We start from the raw sequence: 22,043 nt of genomic DNA, 5'->3' as shown, positions 1-22,043 counted from the left end.
CGTAGGTGTGGCTGGGTGGGGGGTGTCGAAAACGTCGGTGCACGCCTTAGGGTGGGTGTCTCAAGCAGTGGACATCTGCCTTTTCGATCCGCAAGGAGGCCGGTCAGTGACCACCAGTGAGCTGCGTCAGCTCCGCACACTTCGGAACTACATCGCCGGCGAGTTCCGGGACGCCGCCGACGGACGGACCACCGAGGTGGTCAACCCGGTCACCGGCGAGGCGTACGCGACCGCACCGCTCTCCGGGCAGGCCGACATTGACGCCGCCATGGCCGCCGCCGAGGCCGCCTTCCCCGCCTGGCGCGACCAGACCCCCGCCGAGCGGCAGCGGGCCCTTCTGAAGATCGCGGACGCGTTCGAGGAGCGGGCCGAGGAGCTGATCGCGGCCGAGGTGGAGAACACCGGCAAGCCCATCGGCCTGACCCGCAGCGAAGAGATCCCGCCGATGGTCGACCAGATCCGCTTCTTCGCGGGCGCGGCCCGGATGCTCGAAGGCCGCTCCGCAGGCGAGTACATGGAGGGGCTGACCTCCATCGTGCGGCGCGAGCCGATCGGTGTCTGCGCGCAGGTCGCGCCGTGGAACTACCCGATGATGATGGCCGTGTGGAAGTTCGCGCCGGCCCTGGCCGCGGGCAACACGGTCGTACTGAAGCCCTCCGACACGACCCCGGCCTCCACGGTGCTGATCGCCGAGATCATCGGTTCGATCGTCCCCAAGGGCGTCTTCAACGTCGTGTGCGGCGACCGCGACACCGGCCGCCTCATGGTCGAGCACCCCACCCCGGCCATGGCGTCGATCACCGGCTCCGTGCGCGCGGGCATGGCCGTCGCCGAGTCGGCGTCCAAGGACCTCAAGCGGGTCCACCTGGAGCTGGGCGGCAAGGCGCCGGTCGTCGTCTTCGAGGACACCGATATCGCCAAGGCCGTCGAGGACATCGCGATGGCGGGCTTCTTCAACGCGGGCCAGGACTGTACGGCCGCCACCCGCGTCCTCGTCCAGGAGTCCATCCACGACGAGTTCGTCACCGCGCTCGCCAAGGCCGCCGCCGACACGAAGACCGGGCAGCCGGACGACGAGGACGTGCTCTACGGCCCGCTCAACAACCCCAACCAGCTCAAGCAGGTCTCCGGCTTCATCGAGCGCCTGCCCGCCCACGCCAAGGTCGAGGCGGGCGGCCACCGGGTCGGCGACAAGGGCTACTTCTACGCCCCGACCGTCGTCTCTGGCCTCAAGCAGGACGACGAGATCATCCAGAACGAGGTCTTCGGCCCGGTCATCACCGTCCAGTCCTTCACCGACGAGGCACAGGCCGTCGAGTGGGCCAACGGCGTCGACTACGCCCTCGCGTCCTCGGTGTGGACCAAGGACCACGCGCGCGCGATGCGCATGTCCAAGGTGCTCGACTTCGGCTGCGTCTGGATCAACACGCACATCCCGCTGGTCGCCGAGATGCCGCACGGCGGCTTCAAGAAGTCCGGCTACGGCAAGGACCTCTCCGGCTACGGCTTCGACGACTACACGCGCATCAAGCACGTGATGACGTCGCTGGACGCGTGAGCCTCACCTATACGGAGATCGGCGCGACCCTGGCGGCGAAACGACTCCCGCAGGGGTACGCCCACCTGGACCGCCGCGTCCGTCTCGGCTCGGGGCCGCAGTGCTTCGAGCGGGCGGGCGCGGCGGTCCTCGCGTGGGGCGCGCAGCGCGGCGCCGGGCTGCGCGTCACGCCGGGCGACGACGTGCGTGAGGGCGCCGATGTGGTGCTGCGCGCGCTCTGGCTCCGCATCCCCTGCCGGGTCGTGCGGGTCGTGCGTGACACCACGTGCGTCGGCTTCGCGTACGGGACGCTGCCCGGGCACCCGGAGTGCGGCGAGGAGGCGTTCCTCGTCGAGCGGGACGCGGACGGGTCCGTATGGTTCCGCATCCGCGCGTTCTCGCGCCCCGGGCGGTGGTACACGCGGGTCGCGGGGCCGGTGGGCCGGGTCGTGCAGGTGTGGGTGACGGGGCGGTATCTGCGCGCCGTCGAGCGGGCCGGTGGCGGCGTGTGAGAGGCGCCCCGAGCACTGGGTGTCGCGGTACGCCGCAGGTACGGGCCCGCCTGCGGTGCGCCGGACGGTCCCGGCCGGTACGAGGGCGGGCTCTCGGTTCGCCCTCGCACCGGTGGTGACGGGTCAGCCGGTCAGGGAGCGCTCCGAAACGCCCTTGCCCGGCGGGACCGCGCGCCGGCCACCGGGGTGCTTGCCGCCCCGGTGCTCGTCCGTGTGACCCTCACCCGGGTGCTTCGGCGGCGCCGGGAACGCACCGCGGTTCGGGGAAGGAGACACCGGCCTCCTCCAGCGGGCCCTTGCACGCGGCGAACGCCTTCTGGAAGGCGCGCGACGTCACGTCGGGCGCCTTGCCGTCGCGTTCCCGGATCTCCACCGTGAAGCGGATACCGCCCGTGGCGTCCTTGGTGGGGTGGAGGGCCGGGACGTTGTCCTGATCGTGGTCGCGCATGCACGCGGCGAACGCGTCGTCAGCGGCGTCGAGGTCGTCCGGGGCGTCGTCGGTGGGCTGGTAACCGATGGGCGGGCCGCCCTTCGGCGGGTTCGGCGTGTGGTGGTCGCCGGAGGCCGAGGCAGCGGTGACCGTGCCGAGGGTGACGGCCGAGATCAGCGCGCCGACCGCGAGGAGGCGGTGGTGGTGCGGGACTGCGGTGATGCGCATACGAGGTCGGTCCTTCCGGGAGGCGGGCCGGGGCCCGCTCGGTCGGTGGTGGGCCGGAACACGTTCGCCCGGCGACAACTCACCTCACCCGTACGGCGGTTACGGCACGGGAACGGCCGTCCCTATGGCCCGCGTGACCGCGCCGCGACCACACTGATGTCATGCGTGTGCTGGTGGTCGAGGACCACGAAGAACTCGCGGAGACCGTCGCCGCCGGACTGCGCCGTCAGGCATGGCGGTCGACGTGGTCTTCGACGGGGATACCGCCCTGGAGCGCACAGCGGTGCACGGGTACGACGTCGTCGTGCTCGACCGCGGCCTGCCGGGCGTCCACGGGGACCAGGTGTGCCGCGCCCTCGCGGACGGCGAGGGACGGGCACGGGTGCTGATGCTCACCGCGTCCGGCGCCGTCGCCGAACGGGTCGCCGGGCTCGGCATGGGTGCCGACGACTATCTGCCCAAACCCTTCGCGTTCACCGAACTCGTCGCACGCGTACGGTCATTGGGGCGCCGCGCCCGATCCTCCGCGGACAGTACGAGCTGTGCGGCCCCGCGCCCAGTCCGCCACCTGCCCGGGACCGCGCGCCCCGACGATCGCGCCGGTCACCCCGCGCCGGGCCGGCCGACAGCGGCCCGGGGCGCTGCGGCGAGTACACGATCACCCCCGCGGCATGGTCCGCGGCCCAGCCGATCTTCGGCTCGGCGGCGCGCCCCGACGACCCGGCGCTCGCCTCCCTCATCGCCACCCTCGCCATGCGGAGCGAGGAGTTCGGGGCGCTGTGGGCCCGGCAGGACGTCCATGACAAGGGGTCGGGGCGGTACACGCTCCGCCCCCGGCCGTCGGCCCGCTCGACCTCGACTTCGACTTCGGCTTCGGCTTCGGCTTCGGCTTCGGCTTCGGCTTCGGCTTCGAGACCCTGCACCTGCCCGCCACCGAACAGGTCCTGGTGACCTACCTGCCCGCGCCCCACACGGACGCCGCGGAGAACCTGGCGCCGCTCGCCAGTTGGACCGGCTGAGCCCTGCGGGGCCGGGATCGACAGGGTGTCGGCTGCGGCGGCCGGTGCTCGACGCAGCGTCCATTGCCCCCGGTCCGACCGCGACGGCATCCTGCGGGCGTGCGAGCCAACCGCGTCACTCCCCAGGTCACCCGTCGTTCCCTGCTGCGCGCCCTCGGTGGTGGTGCCGGGGCCGTGGCCGTCGGCGCCCTCACCGCCGGGTGCGGGGTGCCGGCCGCGTACGTCGCGCCCGGGGACCGCTCCGCCCAGGACCGCTCCGCCTCCGACAAGCGGCTGACCTGGGCGAACTGGCCGCTCTACATCGACGTGGACGACGACGATCCGGCGCGGCGGCCCACGCTCGACGCGTTCGAGAAGCGGACCGGCATCCAGGTCAGGTACACCGAGGAGATCAACGACAACGACGAGTTCTTCGGCAAGGTCAGCCCCTCGCTGATGAACCATCAGAAGACCGGCCGCGACCTCCTCGTCGTCTCCGACTGGATGTGCTCCCGCTTCGTACGCCTCGGCTGGGTCCAGGAGATGGACCGCGCGCGCCAGCCGAACGTCACCAGGTACCTGGACCCGCTGCTGCGTTCCCCCGCCTTCGACCCGGGCCGCGAGTACACCGTGCCGTGGCAGTCCGGCATCACCGGCATCGCCTACAACAAGCGCCGGCTGGGCCGCGAGATCCGGCACGTCTCCGACCTGTGGGCCGACGACCTCAAGGGGCGCGTCACCCTGCTCTCCGGGCTCGACGAGTCCTTCGCGCTGCTCATGCAGGGCAACGGCGTCGACATCACCCGGTGGACCGCCGACGACTTCCACCGGATCTGCGACCAGGTCGAGAAGCTGGTGAAGGAGCGGCACATCCGCCGTTTCACCGGCAACGACTACATCAAGGATCTGTCGAGCGGTGACGTCCTCGCGTGCCAGGCGTACAGCGGTGACATCATCCAGCTCCAGGCCGACGACCCCGACATCGAGTTCGTCGTCCCCGAGGAAGGCGCCGAGCTGTGGTCCGAGTCCCTGATGATCCCGAACCTCGCCGACCACAAGGCCAGCGCCGAGCGCCTGATCGACTACTACTACGAGCCCGAGGTCGCCGCCGAGCTGGCCGCCTGGGTCAACTACGTCTGTCCCGTCCCGGCCGCGCGCGACATCCTCGCCTCCGCCGAGGACCGGGAGACCGCCGAACTCGCCGAGGACCCGCTGATCTTCCCCGACGACGCGATGCGCTCGCGGCTCGCCGTCGCGCGGGACATCAGGTCGTCGGAGCGGACGGAGTTCGCGCAGCGGTGGAACGCGATCGCCGGGTTGTAGGGCACGCACGGCGGGGCGGAGGGCCGGGTGGAGACGGCCGCGGCGCTGGGCGCGGTCAGGCGTCGGCGGTGGCGGCCATGATGATGCGCTGGGCCACCGGGTTCGTGCCCTCCGCCTTGGCGTCCGTGGCGCCGACGCAGTAGACCACGGTCCTGGACAGGTCGCGGGTCGCCGCGAGCGCGCTCGCGTACCCGTAGCGCGCGCCGGACTTGCCCCAGTACACCGTGCCGTCGACCGTCAACCGCTCCAGGCCCGCGCTCATCGTCGCGCCCTCGACGCCGGGCGGCAGCCGGAACATCTCCCGCAACTGCGGCGCGGGCACGATCCGCCCGCGGAACAGCGAGGTCAGCAAGTGCTCCAGGTCGGCCGTCGTGGAGATCATGTCGCCCGCGGCCCACCGGTCGCTCTGCACCCACTCCGTGACGTCGACGAACTCGCCGCCCACGCGCTGGTACCCGCGGTTGTGCGGGCCGTGGATCAGTGGGTCGTCGCCGGGGAAGGACGTGTCGCGCATCCCGGCCGGGCGCAGCACCAGCCGCGTCGCGACCTCCTCGTACGGGCGTCCTGTCACGCGCTCGATCAGCATGCCGAGCAGCGTGTAGTTGATGTTGAGGTAGTGCTGCTGCCGGCCCGGACGGAACTCCGGGCCCTTGGCGAGCGCGGAGGCGACCACGCGCCGCACCGGGAAGACGTCGAAGCGGTGCGCGTACACCTCGGCGAACGACTCGCCCCAGCCGTCGCCGGGCTGGATGCCGCTCGTGTGGTCGAGCAACTGCCGCACCGAGACGGGGTGGTGGAAGGCGGTGCCGTGGAAGAGGCCGGAAAGGTAGCGCTGCACCGGGGCGTTCAGGTTCAGCCTGCCGTCCGCCGCGAGCCGGAGCACCGCCGCGGCCGTGACTACCTTGGTCGTCGATCCGGCCCGGAAACGGGCGTGCTCGTCGGCGGCCCGCCCCGAGTCCAGGTCGTGCACCCCGCCCGACCCGTGCCAGGACCCGCCGCTGCCGCCGACCCGGACCAGGGCCGAGGTGGCGTCGGCGCCGGGCAGCCCGGCGACGGCCGCGGCCAGCGCCTTGGCGTCGGGGGCGCCGGGCGCGGGAGCGGCGGTGGCGGCTGGCGCGGCCTGTGCCGGGGCCGCCGCGAGCGGCACGGCGACCGCGCCGAGGGCGGCCGACGCGGACAGGGCGAGAACAGCGCGGCGCTTCAAAGGGGCCTCCTGGTGAAGGAGTTGACCCGTGTGGCCAACACGCACCATCCTCGGCGGCGCCCGTCCCCGCCGACTCGTCGCCCGGGAGGAGCCGGACCCTGGTTCGCGCCGCGCCGGACCCCTAGGGGGTGCGGGTCACGCGGTGCGCAGAGCTGCCAGTACGTCGACGCGGTTGGTGGTGATCGAGTCCGCGCCCGCGTCGATCAGCCGGCGCATCGAGCGGCGGGTGTCCGGGGTCCAGGCGGAGACCAGGCAGCCGTCGCGGTGGACGCGGGCCGCCAGGTCCCGGCTGACCAGCGGGAAGCGGTAGTTGAGCCAGCGCGGGCGGATCGCGTCGAGCAGGGCGCGGCGGGGCGGGGCGAGTGACGTCCAGGTCAGGGCGATCTCGGCGGCCGGGTCCTCGGCCCGCACCCTGAGCATGGCCTTGGCGCCCGCGCAGTAGTAGACGCGCTCCTCGGCGCCGCAGTCCCGGACGGTGCCGATGACGGTGCGGACCGCTTCGGTGTCCGCGCCGGGCAGGTCGACCATCACCCGGGCCCCGGCGGTCCCGCCGAGGGCGTCGACGAGGGTGGGTACGCCGTCCGCCGTCAGTCCGCGCACCTCGTCGGCGGAGAGGGCCGACAACGGGCGTTCGTGCTCCCACAGGCGCTTGAGCGTGGAGTCGTGCAGGAGGACGGGGACGCCGTCGCGGGTCAGGCGGACGTCGATCTCCACCGCGTCCGCGCCCCTGTCCAGCGCCGAGCGCAGGGAGGGCAGGGTGTTCTCGCGGACGCGGTAGGGATCGCCCCGGTGGGCCACGACAGTCACAGTGCGCATGGCCACCATTGTGTGGTGGGCCACGGGTTCCGGGTGCGGTTACGCCTCGGAGAGCCAGTCCTGCGTGTACGTGTCGATCTCCGCGCTGATCCGGGCCTTGCCGGGCTCGTCGAGGAAGGAGGCGCGCACCGCGTTCTTCGCCAGCTCGGCCAGGCCCCGCTCGTCGAGGTCGAGGAGGCGGGCGGCGACCGCGTACTCGTTGTTGAGGTCCGTGGAGAACATCGGCGGGTCGTCCGAGTTGATCGTGACGGTCACGCCCGCGTCCACGAACCGCCGCAGCGGGTGCTCGTCGAGGCCGGCCACGGCGCGGGTCGCGACGTTCGAGGTCGGGCAGACCTCCAGCGGGATCCCGCGCTCGGCGAGGTGCGCGAGCAGCTTGGGGTCCTGGGCGCTGGACGTGCCGTGGCCGATGCGCTCGGCGCCCAGGTAGGTCAGCGCGTCCCACACGGTCTCCGGCCCGGTCGTCTCACCGGCGTGCGGCACGGAGCGCAGACCGGCCGCGAGCGCGCGGTCGAAGTAGGGCTTGAACTGGGGCCGGGGGACGCCGATCTCGGGGCCGCCGAGCCCGAACGAGACCAGGCCCTCGGGGCGCAGCGCGTCGTCGGTCGCGAGGCGCGTCGTCTCCTCGGCCGCCTCCAGGCCCGCCTCGCCGGGGATGTCGAAGCACCAGCGAAGGACCGTGCCGAACTCCGACTCGGCGGCCTTGCGGGCGTCCTCGATGGCGTCCATGAAGGCGCGGGCGTCGATGCCGCGGTGGGTGGAGGAGAAGGGGGTGAGGGTCAGCTCGGCGTAGCGCACGTTCTGCCGGGCCATGTCACGGGCCACCTCGTAGGTGAGCAGGCGCACGTCCTCCGGCGTACGGATCAGGTCGACCACGGACAGGTACACGGTGATGAAGTGCGCGAAGTCCTGGAAGGTGAAGAAGTCCGCGAGGGCCTCGGGGTCCGCGGGCACCTTGGAGTCGGGGTGCCGGGCGGCGAGCGCCGAGACGATCCTGGGGGAGGCGGAGCCCACGTGGTGCACGTGGAGTTCGGCTTTCGGCAGGCCGGCGATGAAGGTCTGGAGGCTCTGGCTCAACGGTTCCTCCCCAGGAACTCGGGTGATCGGCTGATCGGGTCCCCGGCATCGTATGCGGGGGCGTACCGGCCGCCGGTGGGCGGGACCGGGGCCGTGGGCGGGCCCCGTAGCATGTCGGGACGACGACCTAAGGGGGCGCTTCACATGGCAGGCGGCACCACACCACAGGGCAAGGGCCCCTGGGACGCGCCGCAGGACGCGGCGGCACAGCAGCCGAACGGGCCGGACGCCCGTGGCCTGCACGACAGCCAGACGGTGACGGCGATGCCCGCGCAGCAGGCGCCACGCCCCCCGCAGGCACCCCAGCCGCCGCAGGCTCCCCAGTCGCCCTACGCCCCGCAGGCTCCGCAGTCGCCCTACGCCCCGCAGGCGCCGCAGTCCCCGTACGCGGCGCCCCCGGCCCAGCACGGTGGCGGTCCGGTGCCGCCCCCGCCGGTCGCGCCCGGGGGGCCGGGCCTGCCGTCGTACGGGAGCTACCAGCAGGGCGCCCCGCAGTTCGGCTACCCGGGCCAGCAGCCCGCGCCGTACGGAGCGGCCCCTCAGTACGGCTGGCCCGGCGGGATGCCTGCGCAGCCGAGCAACGGCATCGGGGTCACCGCGATGGTGACCGGCATCGTCTCCGCCGTGCTGTGCATGATGTGGCCGGTCGCCATCATCCTGGGCATCCTCGGCATCGTCTTCGGCATCATCGGCCGGGGCAAGGCCAAGCGCGGCGAGGCGGCCAACCCGGGGCAGGCGCTGACCGGCATCATCTGCGGCTCGTTCGGGCTCGTCGTGGGCATCGGGTTCATCGTGCTGCTGATCGGGCTCAACGCCTAGGAGCAGCAGGACCGGCAGAACCGCAGGACCGGCAGAACCACAGGACCGAGGGGCGGGCTCGCGGGCGGGGACACCGCCCCGGGCCCGTCCGCGTGTCAGGCGCGCAGCCGCTGCCGCGCCGCCATCAGCGCGAACCCCAGCAGGTTCGGTCCTCTCCATGTCCGGGGGTCCTGCGCCGCCGTGTCGTCCGCCGCGAGGCCGATGCCCCAGATCCGGTCCACCGGGCTCGCCTCCACCAGCACCCGCTCGCCCGTGCCGAGCAGGAAGTCGCGCAGGTCCGCGTCGGCCGCGAACTTGTGGACGCTGCCCTCGACGACGGTGCGGAACCGCTCCCGCCGCCACACCGCGTCGTCGAAGCCGCGCACCAGGCGGCCCGCGTTCTTCGCCTGGGACGGGTGCTCCGCCGCCAGCACCGCCCGCTCGGCCTCCGCGTCACCGAACAGCCGCGCCTTCGCCGCCATCATCCAGTGCTCCGCCGTCGCGTACTCCACGCCGTCCACCGTGAACGGCGACGGCCACCACTGACTCAGGCAACTGGCGCCCAGCGCACCGTCCTTGCGCGGCGCATGCCCCCAGAAGTGCAGATACTTCACGCGTGCCCCCGCAGCGAGGGCCGCGACCAGCGATTCCCTGCTGTCGATCTCCATGCACGCGAGTCTGGCACGCACCACTGACACTCCGTCCTGGGTTTTTGAGGGGAACTCGACATCTGGTCGACAGATTCCGTCGCGTAACCAAAAGGCAACAACGGAATCACTTGTTGGAGTACGGGCCCTCTGTCAGGATCGGCACTCAAATCGAGCTGGAGCCACGTCGGTGCCTGCGGGACGGGACGCCGACGGAGGAGAGCGAGAGCGAGCACTCATGCACAACCCCACCTCGGCCCACGACCTCACCGCCGCGTCCGTCGCCGCCGCCGCGCGGGAACGCTTCGCCGACGGGGCGAACTTCGTCGCGGGACGCCTGGTCAAGGGCGCCTCGGGCCGGACCCACGCCGTCGTCGACCCCGCCACGGGCGAGGAGGTGTACCGCTACGAACTGGCGGGCGCGGGCGACGTGGACGCCGCCGTCGCCGCCGCCCGGGCCGCTTTCCCCGCGTGGTCGGGCGCGACGCCCGGCGAGCGCTCCGACGCCATGCACCGGTTCGCGGGCGTGCTGGCCGAGCGGGCCGAGGAGCTGGCGCGCCTGGAGTCGCTCCAGTGCGGAAAGCCCCTCAAGCTGAGCCGCGAGTTCGACGTCCCCGGGACCGTCGACAACACCGCGTTCTTCGCGGGCGCCGCCCGGCACCTGCAAGGCCAGTCGGCCGGTGAGTACAGCGCGGACCACACCTCGTACGTACGCCGCGAGGCCATCGGCGTCGTCGGGTCCGTCGCCCCCTGGAACTACCCGTTGCAGATGGCCGCCTGGAAGGTGCTGCCCGCCATCGCCGCGGGCAACACCGTCGTCCTCAAGCCCGCCGAGCTGACCCCCTTCACCTCGCTCCTCTTCGCGCGGGCCGCGACCGAGGCCGGGATCCCCGACGGCGTCGTCAACGTCGTCACCGGCGCGGGCCGGGACGCGGGCGAGCACCTGGTCGGCCATCCCGGCGTCGCCATGACCTCCTTCACCGGGTCCACCGGCGTCGGCAAGCGCGTCGCCGAGATCGCCACCGCCACCGTGAAGCGACTGCACCTGGAACTCGGCGGCAAGGCCCCCTTCGTCGTGTTCGACGACGCCGACCTGGAGGCCGCCGTGCACGGCGCCGTCGCGGGCGCCCTCATCAACACCGGGCAGGACTGCACCGCCGCCACGCGCGCGTACGTGCAACGCCCGCTCTACGACGCCTTCGTGTCCGGGGTCGCCGACCTCATGCGGACGGTCAGGACCGGCGACCCCTTCGCCGCCGACACCGACCTCGGGCCGCTCATCTCGCACGCCCACCGTGACCGCGTCGCCGGTTTCGTCGACCGGGCGCGCGGCTACGCGCGCGTGGTCACCGGCGGCGAGATCCCCGGGGGCACGCTCGCGCGCGGCGCCTACTACCTGCCCACCCTCGTCGCCGACGCCGCGCAGGACAGCGAGATCGTCCAGGCCGAGATCTTCGGGCCCGTCCTCGTCGTGCTGCCCTTCGACAGTGACGAGGAGGGGATCCGGCTCGCCAACGACACCCCCTACGGCCTCGCCGCCTCCGCCTGGACCCGGTCCGTGTTCCGCGCGAACCGCGCCACCCGCGAGATCGAGGCGGGCTGCGTATGGGTCAACGACCACATCCCGATCCTCAGCGAGATGCCGCACGGCGGCTACAAGGCGTCCGGCTTCGGCAAGGACATGTCCGCGTACTCCTTCGAGGAGTACACGCAGATCAAGCACGTCATGTTCGACAACACCGCGGTGGCCCGGAAGGACTGGCACCGCACCGTCTTCGGGGACCGACCGTAATCGACCTCCCGTCACCGGGGACGGGAGAGGCCGCCCGACCAACGGCCGCTCCGCCTCCGGCAAGGGCCTCCCGAAAGGGCACCACGCGCATGGAGCAGTACGAGCCCGACCGCCTGTCCCCAGCCCAAGTGGCCGCCGTACGGCGCAGCGTCAGGAACAGCCGTGCCAGGGCGGCGCTCTCCCGGCGCTCCCTGCTGCGCGGTTCGGCCGGTGGCGCGCTCGCCGTCGGCGGGATCGGGACGCTGAGCGCCTGCGGCATCCCGGCCGCGGGCAAGACGCAGGGCGGCGTCTCGTCCGAGGACCACTCGGCCAAGGAGAAACGACTCACCTTCTCCAACTGGACCGAGTACATCGACATGAGCGACGACGAGAAGCACCGGCCGAGCCTGGAGGCGTTCACCAGGCGGACCGGGATCGAGGTCAAGTACACCGAGGACATCAACGACAACGTCGAGTTCTTCGGCAAGATCAAGCCGCAGCTCGCGGCGGGCCAGGACACCGGCCGCGACCTCCTCGTCCTCACCGACTGGCTCGCCGCCCGTCTCATCCGCTACGGCTGGGTGCAAAGGCTCGACCCGGCGCATCTCCCGCACGCGTACACCAACCTGGCCGGACAGTTCCGCGACCCCGACTGGGACCCGGGCCGCGCCTACTCCTACCCGTGGCAGGGCATCGCCACGGTCATCGCGTACAACACGAAGGCCACGGGCGGGAAGAAGGTCACCTCGGTCGCGCAGCTCCTCGACGACCCGAAGCTGAAGGGCAGGGTCGGGCTGCTCTCCGAGATGCGCGACACCGTCGGCATGACCCTGCTCGACCTCGGCAAGGACCCGCGCGACTTCCGGGCGGACGACTTCGACGCGGCGATCGCCCGCCTCCAGAAGGCCGTCGACAAGAAGCAGGTCCGCCGCTTCACCGGCAACGACTACATCGCCGACCTCAGCAAGGGCGACCTGGCGGCCTGTCTCGCCTGGGCCGGTGACGTGGTGCAGCTCCAGGCGGACAACCCGCACATCGAGTTCGCGATCCCGGACGCCGGTTACCTCTCCTCGACCGACAACATGCTGGTCCCGAACAAGGCGCGGCACAAGACGAACGCCGAGAAGCTCATGGACTACTACTACGAGCCGGCTGTCGGCGCCCGCCTCGCCGCCTGGATCAACTACGTCACCCCGCTCGACGGGAGCGTCGTCAGGCCCGAACTCGCCAAGATCGACAAGGACGTCGCGAACGACCCCCTCATCGTCCCCGACAAGGCGATGGCGGCCAAGGCGCACAGCTTCCGCTCGCTGACCGCGAAGGAAGAGACGGCGTTCGAGGAGAAGTTCGCCCAGCTCTCCGGCGGCTGAGCCACCGGACCGGCCCGCGCCCCCTGCCCCCGTCCCCAGACTCCTTGGACTGCAACCATGACGACCGACCACGGCGGCGACGTCCGTCTCACCGGGATCAGCAAGACGTACGGCAACGGGTTCACCGCCGTCCGGCCGCTGGACCTCACCGTGCCGCAGGGCTCCTTCTTCGCGCTGCTCGGCGCCTCCGGCTGCGGCAAGACCACCACGCTGCGCATGATCGCCGGCCTGGAGGAACCGACCACGGGAACGGTGCACCTCGGCGACCAGGACGTCACCGCGCTCCCGCCCTACAAGCGGCCGGTGAACACCGTCTTCCAGTCCTACGCGCTCTTCCCGCACCTGGACATCTTCGAGAACGTCGCCTTCGGCCTGCGCCGGCGCGGCATCAAGTCGGTGAAGAAGCAGGTCGAGGAGATGCTCGACCTGGTGCAGCTCGGCGAGCACATCCGCAAGAAGCCGCAGCAGCTCTCCGGCGGCCAGCAGCAGCGTGTCGCCGTGGCCCGCGCCCTCATCAACCACCCCAAGGTGTTGCTGCTCGACGAGCCGCTCGGCGCCCTCGACCTCAAGCTGCGCCGCCAGATGCAACTGGAGCTCAAGCGCATCCAGACCGAGGTCGGCATCACCTTCGTCCACGTCACGCACGACCAGGAGGAGGCCATGACCATGGCCGACACCGTCGCCGTGATGAACCGGGGCCGCGTCGAACAGCTCGGCGCCCCCACCGACCTCTACGAGAACCCGGGCTCCACCTTCGTCGCCAACTTCCTCGGCACCTCGAACTTCATCGAGGCCGAGATCGCCGGTCGCTCGGGCGAGGACCTGACGCTGAAGGCGGGCGACGGCAAGCTCGTCCTGCCCGCCGCGCGATGTTCCGCCCCCACCACCACGGGCGGCAAGGTCCTGCTCGGCGTACGGCCCGAGAAGATCTCGCTCACCCACGCCGACGACGCGGGCGCGATCCCCGACGGCCGCAACCGCATCACCGGCCGCATCGCCGACTCCAGCTTCATCGGCGTCTCCACGCAGTACGTCGTCGACAGTCCGCTCTGCGACGCCTTCGAGGTGTACGCCCAGAACATCGAGCGGGACGCCCGGCTCGTGCCCGGCACCGAGGTCGTCCTGCACTGGAACCCGGCCCACACCTTCGGGCTCGACGCCGCGCAGGACGCCGCTGCGGGCGTCGAGAAGGTCGCGGAGGACACGGCCGCATGAGCACGCTCACCGACGCGCCCCCGGCGGCGCCCACCCAGACCCCGCGAGGGCCCCGGCGCCGTGGCCGCCTCGTCCCGTACTGGCTGCTGCTGCCCGGCATCCTCTGGCTGGTCGTCTTCTTCGCCCTGCCGATGGTCTACCAGGCCTCCACCTCCGTCCAGGAGGGTTCCCTGGAGGACGGCTTCAAGGTCACCTGGCACTTCGCCACGTACTGGGACGCGCTGGCCGACTACTACCCGCAGTTCCTGCGCTCCGTCCTCTACGCGGGCTGCGCCACGCTCCTGTGCCTGCTGCTCGGCTACCCGCTGGCCTACCTCATCGCGTTCCGCGCGGGCCGCTGGCGCAACGTCGTCCTGGTCCTGGTCGTCGCGCCGTTCTTCACCAGCTTCCTGATCCGTACGCTCGCCTGGAAGACGATCCTCGCGGACGGCGGGCCCGTCGTCGGAGCCCTCAACACCCTGCACCTGCTCGACGTCACGACCTGGCTCGGCATGACCGAGGGCGACCGGGTCCTCGCCACACCGCTCGCGGTGGTGTGCGGACTCACCTACAACTTCCTGCCGTTCATGATCCTGCCGCTCTACACCTCCCTGGAGCGCATCGACGGCCGGCTCCACGAAGCCGCCGGTGACCTGTACGCCTCACCCGCGACCACCTTCCGCAAGGTGACCTTCCCGCTGTCGATGCCCGGCGTCGTCTCCGGCACCCTGCTCACCTTCATCCCGGCGGCCGGCGACTACGTCAACGCGGACCTGCTCGGCTCCACCGACACCCGCATGGTCGGCAACGTCATCCAGACGCAGTTCCTGCGCATCCTCGACTACCCGACGGCGGCGGCCCTGTCCTTCATCCTCATGGCGGCCATTCTCGTCATGGTCACCGTCTACATCCGCCGGTCCGGAACGGAGGACCTCGTCTGATGCGCTGGCTGCGGAAGAACCTCGTGGTGATAGCGGGCCTGATCACGCTCGCCTATCTGCTCCTGCCGAACGTCGTCGTCACCGTCTTCTCCTTCAACAAACCAAGAGGCCGCTTCAATTACGAGTGGCAGCAGTTCTCGCTCGACGCCTGGAAGAATCCGTGCGGTGTCGCCGACATGTGCGGCTCGCTGTCGCTCAGCCTGCGGATCGCGGTCTGGGCGACCCTCGGCGCGACGGTCCTCGGCACGATGATCGCCTTCGCGCTCGTGCGGTACCGGTTCCGGGCGCGGGGCGCGGTCAACTCGCTGATCTTCCTGCCGATGGCGATGCCGGAGGTCGTGATGGCGGCCTCGCTGCTCACGCTCTTCCTCAACATGGGCGCCCAACTGGGCTTCTGGACCATCCTCATCGCCCACATCATGTTCTGCCTGAGCTTCGTGGTGACGGCCGTGAAGGCGCGCGTGATGTCGATGGACCCGCGCCTGGAGCAGGCCGCGCAGGATCTGTACGCCGGTCCCGTCCAGACCTTTCTCCGCGTGACGCTGCCGATCGCGGCACCGGGTATCGCGGCGGGCGCGCTGCTCGCCTTCGCGCTCTCCTTCGACGATTTCATCATCACGAATTTCAACGCGGGCTCGACGGTCACCTTCCCCATGTTCGTCTGGGGATCGGCGCAGCGCGGCACGCCCGTGCAGATCAATGTCATCGGTACGGCCATGTTCCTCGTCGCCGTACTGTGCGTGCTGACCGGAATGATGGTCGGCAGACGCAAGAACAGAACAGCGAACTAGTCACCAAGTATCGAGGGAGTTGGAATCATGGCCGCTGGAGCCATGAATCGCGTCAACCGCTGGACCGCGTCGCTCGCCGACGCCAAGCCCGTCCCGTACTGGCTGGACGACCCGGGCAGGCCGGAGGCCCGCCCCGCCCTCACCGGCGACGAGCGCTGCGACCTGCTGGTCGTCGGCGGCGGCTACAGCGGCCTGTGGACGGCGCTGCTCGCCAAGGAGCGCGACCCGGGCCGTGACGTCGTCCTCGTCGAGGGCCGCGAGATCGGCTGGGCCGCGTCCGGGCGCAACGGCGGTTTCTGCGCCGCCTCCCTCACCCACGGCACGGCGAACGGGCTCACCCGCTGGCCCGGCGAGATCAAGAAGCTGGAGGAGCTGGGCGCCGCCAACCTCGACGCCATCGAGGAGGCCGTCGCCCGCTACTCCCTCGACTGCGACTTCGAGCGCACCGGCGAGCTGGACGTGGCGACACAGCCGCACCAGGTCACCGAACTGCGCGATTACTACGCGGAGTTGAACGAGGCGGGGCTCGCCGGCGGGCTGGAGCTCCTGGGCGCGGACGAGGTACGCGAACAGGTCGCCTCGCCGACCTTCCTCGGCGCCCTGCACGACCGCACCGGCGTCGCCCTGCTCAACCCGGCGAAGCTCGCGTGGGGCCTCAAACGGGCCTGCGCCGACCTCGGCGTACGCATCTACGAGCACACGCCCGCCACCCGACTGGCCTCCCACGGCGCCGGGGTGGCGGTCCGCACCCCCTACGGCCGGGTCTTCGCCCGGCACGCGGCCCTCGGCACGAACGTCTTCCCCTCGCTGGTCAAGCGGGTGCGCGCGTACACGGTCCCGGTCTACGACTACGCGCTCATGACCGAACCCCTGACCGCGGAGCACCTGGCGTCGATCGGCTGGAAGAACCGGCAGGGGCTCGGGGACGCGGCCAACCAGTTCCACTACTTCCGGCTGTCGGCGGACAACCGGATCCTGTGGGGCGGCTACGACGCGATCTACCCGTACGGCGGTCGCGTCCGTGCGGAGCACGACCATCGCCCGGAGACGTACGCCAAGCTCGCGGAGCACTTCTTCACCTGCTTCCCGCAGTTGGCGGGGGTGCGCTTCACGCACGCGTGGGGCGGCGCCATCGACACGTGCTCCCGCTTCTCGGCGTTCTTCGGCACCGCCCACGGCGGGCGCGTCGCCTACGCCGCCGGGTACACCGGGCTCGGCGTCGGCGCGACCCGGTTCGGCGCGGACGTCATGCTCGACCTGCTGTCGGGCGAGCGCACGGAACGTACGGAGCTGGAGATGGTCCGCACGAAGCCGCTCCCGTTCCCGCCCGAGCCGTTCGCGTACACCGGCATCGCCCTCACCAAGTGGTCCCTGGCCCGCGCCGACGCCCGCGCCGGCCGCCGCAACCTGTGGCTGAGGGCGATGGACGGACTGGGCCTGGGCTTCGACAGTTGACCCGCCCGGCCCCGCCTCGCGCGTCGGCCGTCAAGAAGGAGCCCGAACCCGCGTAATGCCCGGCCCTGTGCCCCCTCTCCCTCGTGTCACGTTCGCGACGAAGTGGAGAGGGAGGTCCCCATGGCGGGCTCGGGGGACAAGGCGGCGGTCGAGTGGCTGGCGGCGGTGGCGCCGGATCCGCAGGCGTGCCGCTGGGAGTGGGAGCGCAATCCGCTCGGGGTGGCGCTGCTGCCCGCGGGAGTGCGGTGGGACGTGCTGATCCTCCCGGGGGAGCTGGGTTACCCCACGCTCGACGTCCTGACCCGGGTCATCGACCGCCCGGGCCCGGTGCTCGCGGACTTCGGCGATGCCCGTATGGGGTTCTTCGTACCGGCGGGCACGGCCGCCCGCTGGCTCGGTACGGGGGTGCGCACCGCGGGCAGCGGCACCTGGATCGTGGTGCCCTACCCGGGCCGGGCCCGCGGCGAGGTGCGCTGGCTGGTGCCGCCGGACGGCTCCGGCACGCTCACCGATCCCGGCGTGCTCGAACTCGCGATGCACGAGGCGGCGGCCCAACTGGGCCGGAGGCAGGGGGATTAGGGGCGACGGAGGGTCTTGACAAGCGGATTGGTCTGGACCAAGTTGGGCGCGCTGTCGGGCCCGTTTCCCACCGTGCCCGCTTCCCCGCCGTGCCCGTCCCCCGCCCTGCCCGGAGGCACCCATGAACCGTCCCAGACCCCGTATCCGCAGACGGCGCCCCCTGCTCACCGCGCTCACGGCCGCGGCCCTCGCCGCGACCTGCCTCACCGCCCTGTCGGCCACCCCGGCGGGCGCGGCCGACACCGACCTGGCCAGGAACGGCGGCTTCGAGTCGTCCCTCACCGGCTGGACCTGCTCGGCGAACAGCGGGACCACCGTCACCTCCCCGGTGCACAGCGGCACCTCGGCCCTCCGGGCCACCCCGACCGCCGCCGACAACGCCCAGTGCGCCCAGACCGTCACCGTGAAACCGGACGCCGCCTACACCCTGTCCGGCCACGTCCGCGGCTCCTACGTCTACCTCGGCGCGAGCGGCACCGGCACCACCGACGTGTCGACCTGGACCCCGTCGGCAGCCGACTGGCAGAAGCTGACGACGACGTTCCGCACCGGCCCGGCCACGACCAAGGTCACCATCTACACCCACGGCTGGTACGGCTCCCCGGCCTACTACGCCGACGACCTCACCCTGACCGGCCCGGGCACCGAGGCCCCCGTCCCGCCGACCGCGCCCACGGGCCTCAAGGCCGGTCCGGTCACCTCCACGAGCATCGCCCTGTCCTGGACGGCCGTCCCCGGCGCGACGAGCTACGCGCTCTACGCCGACGGCACCAGGTCCCGCACGGTGACCGGCACGTCCACGACCGTCACAGGGCTGACCCCCGCCACCGCGTACAGCTACCAGGTGACGGCGCTCAACGACGCGGGCGAGTCCCCGAGGTCCGCGACGGTCACGGCGACCACCGCCAAGGGCTCGGACAGCGGCGGCGGCTCCTCGGGCCTCCCCGCCCACGCCCTGGTCGGCTACCTCCACGCGAGCTTCGCCAACGGCGCCGGCTACACCCGCCTCGCCGACGTACCCGACAGTTGGGACGTCATCGACCTCGCGTTCGGCGAACCCACGTCGACGACCTCCGGCGACATCCGCTTCGACCGCTGCCCGGTCACCGAGTGCCCCACGGTCGAGTCGGACGCCGAGTTCAAGGCGGCTGTCAAGGCCAAGCAGGCGGCGGGCAAGAAGGTCCTCATCTCCATCGGAGGCCAGAACGGCCAGGTCCAGCTCACCACGACCGCGGCCCGCGACACCTTCGTCTCGTCCGTCTCGAAGATCATCGACACCTACGGCCTCGACGGTCTGGACATCGACTTCGAGGGCCACTCCCTCTCCCTGAACGCCGACGACACGGACTTCAGGAACCCGAGGACCCCGGTCATCGTGAACCTGATCTCGGCGCTCAAGACCCTCAAGGCCAAATACGGCGACCGGTTCGTCCTGACGATGGCCCCCGAGACGTTCTTCGTGCAGAACGGCTACCAGTTCTACGGCACCGGGAAATGGGGTGGCCAGGACCCGCGCTGCGGCGCCTACCTCCCGGTCATCCACGCGCTCCGCGACGACCTGACGCTCCTGCACGTCCAGGACTACAACTCCGGCCCGATCATGGGCCTCGACAACCAGTACCACTCCATGGGCGGCGCCGACTTCCACATCGCCATGACGGACATGCTCCTCACGGGCTTCCCGGTGGCCGGCGACGCGAACAACGTCTTCCCGCCGCTGCGCCCCGACCAGGTGGCCATCGGCATGCCCGCCTCGACCAACGCGGGCAACGGCCACGTCTCCCCGGCCGAGACGAACAAGGCCCTGAACTGCCTCACCAAGAAGACCGACTGCGGCGGGTACGCCCCGCACGGCACCTGGCCCGCGCTGCGGGGCCTCATGACGTGGTCGATCAACTGGGACCGCTACAACAACGGGGAGTTCCAGAAGAACTTCGACGCCTACTTCGGCTGAGGACGTAGGCGGCGCCGCACAGCAGCAGCACCGACAGGCACCAACTGCCGAGCACGTCCAGCGGCCAGTGATACCCCTGCCGGACAAGCCCCAGGCCCACGGCCGCGTTGACCACGACGACCCCGACGCGGCCGTGGGCCGCCGCGCGTCCCCGGTGCACCTGATACAGCAGCAGCGCGCAGAGCCCGTACGCGACCGCCGCCGTCGCCGTGTGCCCCGACGGGTAGAAGCCGGTCGCCGGGGCCATCGGCGGCGGGCCGGGGCGGGCGAGCCAGGCCTTGAGCGGGACGACGAGGGCCGGGACCAGCGCCATGGTGACGACCGCCGTGAGGGCGGGGAGCCGGTGCCGGGTGCGCCAGGTGACGTAGGCGAGCGTGGCGGCCAGGACCGGCAGCGCCACGGCCATGCTGCCGAGGTCGGCGAAGAATTCGGCCGGACCGGCCGGGATCGCGCTCGTGCGGATCGCGTCGCCGAGGCGCTCGTCGGGGGAGAGGAGCGGGCCGTCCACCGCCACCTGCCAGGTGATCCCGGTGAACAGGAGCAGGACGACGCCCGCGAGAAGGCCGGAGAAGAAGGTCGGCCGGCCCGGAACAGGGGGGGTGGTTCCGGGCCGGCCGAACTGACCGGCGTGCCGCGCGCCCCGGGGGGTGTGGGGCGGGCAGCCGTCCGATCGGTGAGGAGTTCCGGAGCCGGAAGCTCCGGGTGTGTGCGCGAGGGCACGACCAGGGCGGGGCTGGGGAGGCTCCGACCCGGCATCGCCCGCAGTCCCCTGTGGGCGAGGTGTTTCTCTCATCTGCGAAAACCGTACGGCAGGGGGCGGGGGCGCGACAGTCGGTCGGGCAACATCCCATCGGCCCCCCACACCTTCTTCACACGGCCCGACCGTCGCCGCAGGTCACGGAAGGGCCACCGGTGTGGTGGCCATGGACCGACGGCCCGTGGTCACAGGGCCGCGAGGGCGTTCTCGATGATGTCGAGGCCCTCGTTCAGCAGGTCCTGACCGATCACCAGCGGGGGCAGGAAGCGCAGCACGTTGCCGTAGGTGCCGCAGGTGAGGACGAGCAGTCCCTCCGCGTGGCACGCCTTGGCGAGCGCGGCCGTCGCCTCCGCGGCCGGCTCCTTGGTCTCCCGGTCCTTCACCAGCTCGACGGCGATCATGCCGCCCCGGCCGCGCACGTCGCCGATGACGGAGAACTTCTCCGCCATGGACGACAGCCGCGCCTTCATCGTCTGCTCGATCTCCTTCGCGCGTGCGTTGAGGTCGAGCTCCTTCATCGTCTCGATGGCGCCGAGCGCACCGGCGCAGGCCACCGGGTTACCGCCGTAGGTGCCGCCGAGGCCGCCCGCGTGCGCGGCGTCCATGATCTCGGCGCGGCCCGTGACGGCGGCGAGCGGGAGGCCGCCCGCGATGCCCTTGGCGGTGGTGATCAGGTCCGGGACGATGCCTTCGTCCTCGCAGGCGAACCACTGGCCGGTGCGGCAGAAGCCGGACTGGATCTCGTCGGCGACGAAGACGATGCCGTTGTCCGCGGCGAACCGGCGGATCGCGGGCAGGAAGCCCTTGGCGGGCTCGATGAAGCCGCCCTCGCCGAGCACCGGCTCGATGATGATGGCGGCTACGTTGTCCGCGCCGACCTGCTTGGTGATCTCGTCGATGGCCTGGGCGGCGGCCTCGGGTCCTGCGTTCTCCGGGCCGGTCGGCCAGCGGTAGCCGTAGGCCACCGGCACCCGGTAGACCTCGGGCGCGAACGGCCCGAAGCCCTGCTTGTACGGCATGTTCTTGCTGGTCAGCGCCATCGTCAGGTTCGTACGGCCGTGGTAGCCGTGGTCGAAGACGACGACCGCCTGGCGCTTGGTGTACGCACGGGCGATCTTGACGGCGTTCTCGACGGCCTCGGCGCCCGAGTTGAACAGCGCCGACTTCTTCGCGTGGTCACCGGGCGTCAGCTCGGCCAGCGCCTCGGCGACGGCGACGTAGCCCTCGTACGGCGTGACCATGAAACAGGTGTGGGTGAAGTCCTGGAGCTGGGCGGAGGCCCGGCGCACGACCGCCTCGGCGCTCGCGCCGACCGAGGTGACGGCGATACCGGAACCGAAGTCGATCAGACGGTTGCCGTCGACGTCCTCGATGATGCCGCGGTCCACCCGGGCGGTGAACACGGGCAGCGTGGAGCCCACGCCGGCCGCGACGGCCGCCACACGGCGGGCCTGCAACTCCTGCGACTTCGGGCCGGGGATGGCGGTGACGACGCGGCGCTCCTGCGGGATGTCGCTCATGCGGGGCTCCTGGTTCTGGTTCCGGTCTCGCCGGGTGGGATCAGGGGGGTGTTCTCGCAGGTTAGGTGGGGCGTCGCCGACCGGTCATGCTCCATTGGGGTGGGGTCGGAGCGCCGTGTTGTCCGAGATGGACACATGGGT

The 22,043-nt window shown here is 71.6% G+C and carries 20 protein-coding genes and 1 pseudogene; 14 read left to right on the top strand and 7 right to left on the bottom strand.

Going from position 1 to position 22,043, the window contains the following annotated elements:
- Window positions 1-106 precede the first annotated feature (106 nt).
- Both ACIRF8_RS26360 and ACIRF8_RS26355 read left to right on the top strand, forming a co-directional pair.
- A complete protein-coding gene (locus ACIRF8_RS26360) occupies window positions 107-1,558 on the top strand; it encodes a gamma-aminobutyraldehyde dehydrogenase (RefSeq protein WP_404218395.1) in 1,452 nt (483 codons plus the stop codon).
- Window positions 1,555-2,049 carry a DUF1990 family protein gene (locus tag ACIRF8_RS26355; RefSeq protein ID WP_404218393.1) on the top strand — a complete coding sequence of 165 codons (495 nt, stop codon included), beginning with the start codon at window positions 1,555-1,557 and terminating at the stop codon, window positions 2,047-2,049. Before ACIRF8_RS26360 ends, ACIRF8_RS26355 begins: the two co-directional genes overlap by 4 nt.
- A gap of 220 nt (window positions 2,050-2,269) precedes the next feature.
- Here ACIRF8_RS26355 and ACIRF8_RS26350 read toward each other — a convergent pair whose 3' ends face one another.
- The gene (locus tag ACIRF8_RS26350) at window positions 2,270-2,707 is read right to left on the bottom strand and encodes a hypothetical protein (protein WP_404218391.1); all 438 of its coding nucleotides are present in this window, start codon (window positions 2,705-2,707) and stop codon (window positions 2,270-2,272) included.
- 161 nt (window positions 2,708-2,868) lie between these two features.
- Between ACIRF8_RS26350 and ACIRF8_RS26345 the strand changes: the two are divergent.
- From ACIRF8_RS26345 to ACIRF8_RS26335, 3 genes and pseudogenes are all read left to right on the top strand, one after another.
- Window positions 2,869-3,227 (top strand): annotated as a pseudogene (locus ACIRF8_RS26345) (response regulator transcription factor); the annotation flags it as partial.
- The gene (locus ACIRF8_RS26340; RefSeq protein ID WP_404218774.1) at window positions 3,209-3,658 is read left to right on the top strand and encodes a hypothetical protein; all 450 of its coding nucleotides are present in this window, start codon (window positions 3,209-3,211) and stop codon (window positions 3,656-3,658) included. The pseudogene ACIRF8_RS26345 and the gene ACIRF8_RS26340, both read left to right, overlap by 19 nt.
- A gap of 167 nt (window positions 3,659-3,825) precedes the next feature.
- Window positions 3,826-5,028 carry a spermidine/putrescine ABC transporter substrate-binding protein gene (locus tag ACIRF8_RS26335; RefSeq protein ID WP_404218389.1) on the top strand — a complete coding sequence of 401 codons (1,203 nt, stop codon included), beginning with the start codon at window positions 3,826-3,828 and terminating at the stop codon, window positions 5,026-5,028.
- 55 nt (window positions 5,029-5,083) lie between these two features.
- Here the strand turns inward: ACIRF8_RS26335 and ACIRF8_RS26330 are convergent, their stop codons facing one another.
- The 3 genes from ACIRF8_RS26330 to ACIRF8_RS26320 form a co-directional block, all read right to left on the bottom strand.
- Window positions 5,084-6,232, bottom strand: coding sequence for a serine hydrolase domain-containing protein (locus tag ACIRF8_RS26330; protein ID WP_404218387.1), 1,149 nt, complete (start codon window positions 6,230-6,232; stop codon window positions 5,084-5,086).
- A gap of 135 nt (window positions 6,233-6,367) precedes the next feature.
- Complete coding sequence (locus ACIRF8_RS26325; RefSeq protein ID WP_404218384.1) at window positions 6,368-7,048, bottom strand: glycerophosphodiester phosphodiesterase; 681 nt, start codon at window positions 7,046-7,048, stop codon at window positions 6,368-6,370.
- A 39-nt stretch (window positions 7,049-7,087) separates the two neighbouring features.
- Entirely contained in the window at window positions 7,088-8,152 is a 1,065-nt protein-coding gene (locus ACIRF8_RS26320; RefSeq protein WP_404218772.1) for an adenosine deaminase, read from the bottom strand.
- Between the two features lie 117 nt (window positions 8,153-8,269).
- On the opposite strand from ACIRF8_RS26320, the gene ACIRF8_RS26315 reads away from it, so the two are divergent.
- Window positions 8,270-8,944: a DUF4190 domain-containing protein gene (locus ACIRF8_RS26315; protein WP_404218382.1), complete on the top strand. Its 675-nt coding sequence runs from the start codon at window positions 8,270-8,272 to the stop codon at window positions 8,942-8,944.
- A gap of 95 nt (window positions 8,945-9,039) precedes the next feature.
- On the opposite strand, the gene ACIRF8_RS26310 is transcribed toward ACIRF8_RS26315, so the two are convergent.
- The gene (locus tag ACIRF8_RS26310; RefSeq protein ID WP_404218380.1) at window positions 9,040-9,591 is read right to left on the bottom strand and encodes an NADAR family protein; all 552 of its coding nucleotides are present in this window, start codon (window positions 9,589-9,591) and stop codon (window positions 9,040-9,042) included.
- 217 nt (window positions 9,592-9,808) lie between these two features.
- On the opposite strand from ACIRF8_RS26310, the gene ACIRF8_RS26305 reads away from it, so the two are divergent.
- From ACIRF8_RS26305 to ACIRF8_RS26270, 8 genes are all read left to right on the top strand, one after another.
- Window positions 9,809-11,362 carry a gamma-aminobutyraldehyde dehydrogenase gene (locus ACIRF8_RS26305; RefSeq protein WP_404218377.1) on the top strand — a complete coding sequence of 518 codons (1,554 nt, stop codon included), beginning with the start codon at window positions 9,809-9,811 and terminating at the stop codon, window positions 11,360-11,362.
- A gap of 89 nt (window positions 11,363-11,451) precedes the next feature.
- Window positions 11,452-12,711: an extracellular solute-binding protein gene (locus ACIRF8_RS26300; protein WP_404218375.1), complete on the top strand. Its 1,260-nt coding sequence runs from the start codon at window positions 11,452-11,454 to the stop codon at window positions 12,709-12,711.
- Between the two features lie 57 nt (window positions 12,712-12,768).
- On the top strand, window positions 12,769-13,926 hold the full coding sequence (locus tag ACIRF8_RS26295; protein WP_404218373.1) for an ABC transporter ATP-binding protein: 1,158 nt from the start codon (window positions 12,769-12,771) through the stop codon (window positions 13,924-13,926).
- Entirely contained in the window at window positions 13,923-14,846 is a 924-nt protein-coding gene (locus ACIRF8_RS26290; RefSeq protein ID WP_404218371.1) for an ABC transporter permease, read from the top strand. The genes ACIRF8_RS26295 and ACIRF8_RS26290 overlap by 4 nt, the downstream gene beginning before the upstream one ends.
- Window positions 14,846-15,637 (top strand): ABC transporter permease, encoded by a 792-nt coding sequence (locus ACIRF8_RS26285; protein WP_404218369.1) that lies wholly within the window; start codon window positions 14,846-14,848, stop codon window positions 15,635-15,637. Before ACIRF8_RS26290 ends, ACIRF8_RS26285 begins: the two co-directional genes overlap by 1 nt.
- Window positions 15,638-15,664: 27 nt before the next feature.
- On the top strand, window positions 15,665-17,092 hold the full coding sequence (locus ACIRF8_RS26280) for an NAD(P)/FAD-dependent oxidoreductase (RefSeq protein ID WP_404218367.1): 1,428 nt from the start codon (window positions 15,665-15,667) through the stop codon (window positions 17,090-17,092).
- 120 nt (window positions 17,093-17,212) lie between these two features.
- Window positions 17,213-17,671 (top strand): hypothetical protein, encoded by a 459-nt coding sequence (locus ACIRF8_RS26275; protein ID WP_404218365.1) that lies wholly within the window; start codon window positions 17,213-17,215, stop codon window positions 17,669-17,671.
- Window positions 17,672-17,792: 121 nt separating this feature from the next.
- The gene (locus ACIRF8_RS26270; RefSeq protein ID WP_404218363.1) at window positions 17,793-19,625 is read left to right on the top strand and encodes a chitinase; all 1,833 of its coding nucleotides are present in this window, start codon (window positions 17,793-17,795) and stop codon (window positions 19,623-19,625) included.
- Here the strand turns inward: ACIRF8_RS26270 and ACIRF8_RS26265 are convergent.
- Window positions 19,564-20,133: a phosphatase PAP2 family protein gene (locus ACIRF8_RS26265; RefSeq protein ID WP_404218361.1), complete on the bottom strand. Its 570-nt coding sequence runs from the start codon at window positions 20,131-20,133 to the stop codon at window positions 19,564-19,566. The genes ACIRF8_RS26270 and ACIRF8_RS26265 overlap by 62 nt on opposite strands.
- Before the next feature lie 434 nt (window positions 20,134-20,567).
- Entirely contained in the window at window positions 20,568-21,902 is a 1,335-nt protein-coding gene (gene gabT, locus ACIRF8_RS26260) for a 4-aminobutyrate--2-oxoglutarate transaminase (RefSeq protein ID WP_404218359.1), read from the bottom strand.
- Window positions 21,903-22,043: the final 141 nt, after the last annotated feature.

The sequence above is a fragment of the Streptomyces sp. NPDC102406 genome (assembly GCF_044765725.1).
In the GTDB taxonomy this organism is placed as follows: Bacteria; Actinomycetota; Actinomycetes; order Streptomycetales; family Streptomycetaceae; genus Streptomyces.
Note: the sequence above shows the minus strand (reverse complement) of the source record. Positions and strands in the feature narration are given on the sequence as shown.

Coding starts and splice junctions, on each gene's coding strand:
- ACIRF8_RS26350 (WP_404218391.1), bottom strand. CDS start 2,707: ATGCGCATCACCGCAGTCCCGCACCACCACCGCCTCCTCGCGGTCGGC.
- ACIRF8_RS26325 (WP_404218384.1), bottom strand. CDS start 7,048: ATGCGCACTGTGACTGTCGTGGCCCACCGGGGCGATCCCTACCGCGTC.
- ACIRF8_RS26315 (WP_404218382.1), top strand. CDS start 8,270: ATGGCAGGCGGCACCACACCACAGGGCAAGGGCCCCTGGGACGCGCCG.
- ACIRF8_RS26310 (WP_404218380.1), bottom strand. CDS start 9,591: ATGGAGATCGACAGCAGGGAATCGCTGGTCGCGGCCCTCGCTGCGGGG.
- ACIRF8_RS26305 (WP_404218377.1), top strand. CDS start 9,809: ATGCACAACCCCACCTCGGCCCACGACCTCACCGCCGCGTCCGTCGCC.
- ACIRF8_RS26300 (WP_404218375.1), top strand. CDS start 11,452: ATGGAGCAGTACGAGCCCGACCGCCTGTCCCCAGCCCAAGTGGCCGCC.
- ACIRF8_RS26295 (WP_404218373.1), top strand. CDS start 12,769: ATGACGACCGACCACGGCGGCGACGTCCGTCTCACCGGGATCAGCAAG.
- ACIRF8_RS26290 (WP_404218371.1), top strand. CDS start 13,923: ATGAGCACGCTCACCGACGCGCCCCCGGCGGCGCCCACCCAGACCCCG.
- ACIRF8_RS26285 (WP_404218369.1), top strand. CDS start 14,846: ATGCGCTGGCTGCGGAAGAACCTCGTGGTGATAGCGGGCCTGATCACG.
- ACIRF8_RS26280 (WP_404218367.1), top strand. CDS start 15,665: ATGGCCGCTGGAGCCATGAATCGCGTCAACCGCTGGACCGCGTCGCTC.
- ACIRF8_RS26275 (WP_404218365.1), top strand. CDS start 17,213: ATGGCGGGCTCGGGGGACAAGGCGGCGGTCGAGTGGCTGGCGGCGGTG.
- ACIRF8_RS26270 (WP_404218363.1), top strand. CDS start 17,793: ATGAACCGTCCCAGACCCCGTATCCGCAGACGGCGCCCCCTGCTCACC.
- gabT (WP_404218359.1), bottom strand. CDS start 21,902: ATGAGCGACATCCCGCAGGAGCGCCGCGTCGTCACCGCCATCCCCGGC.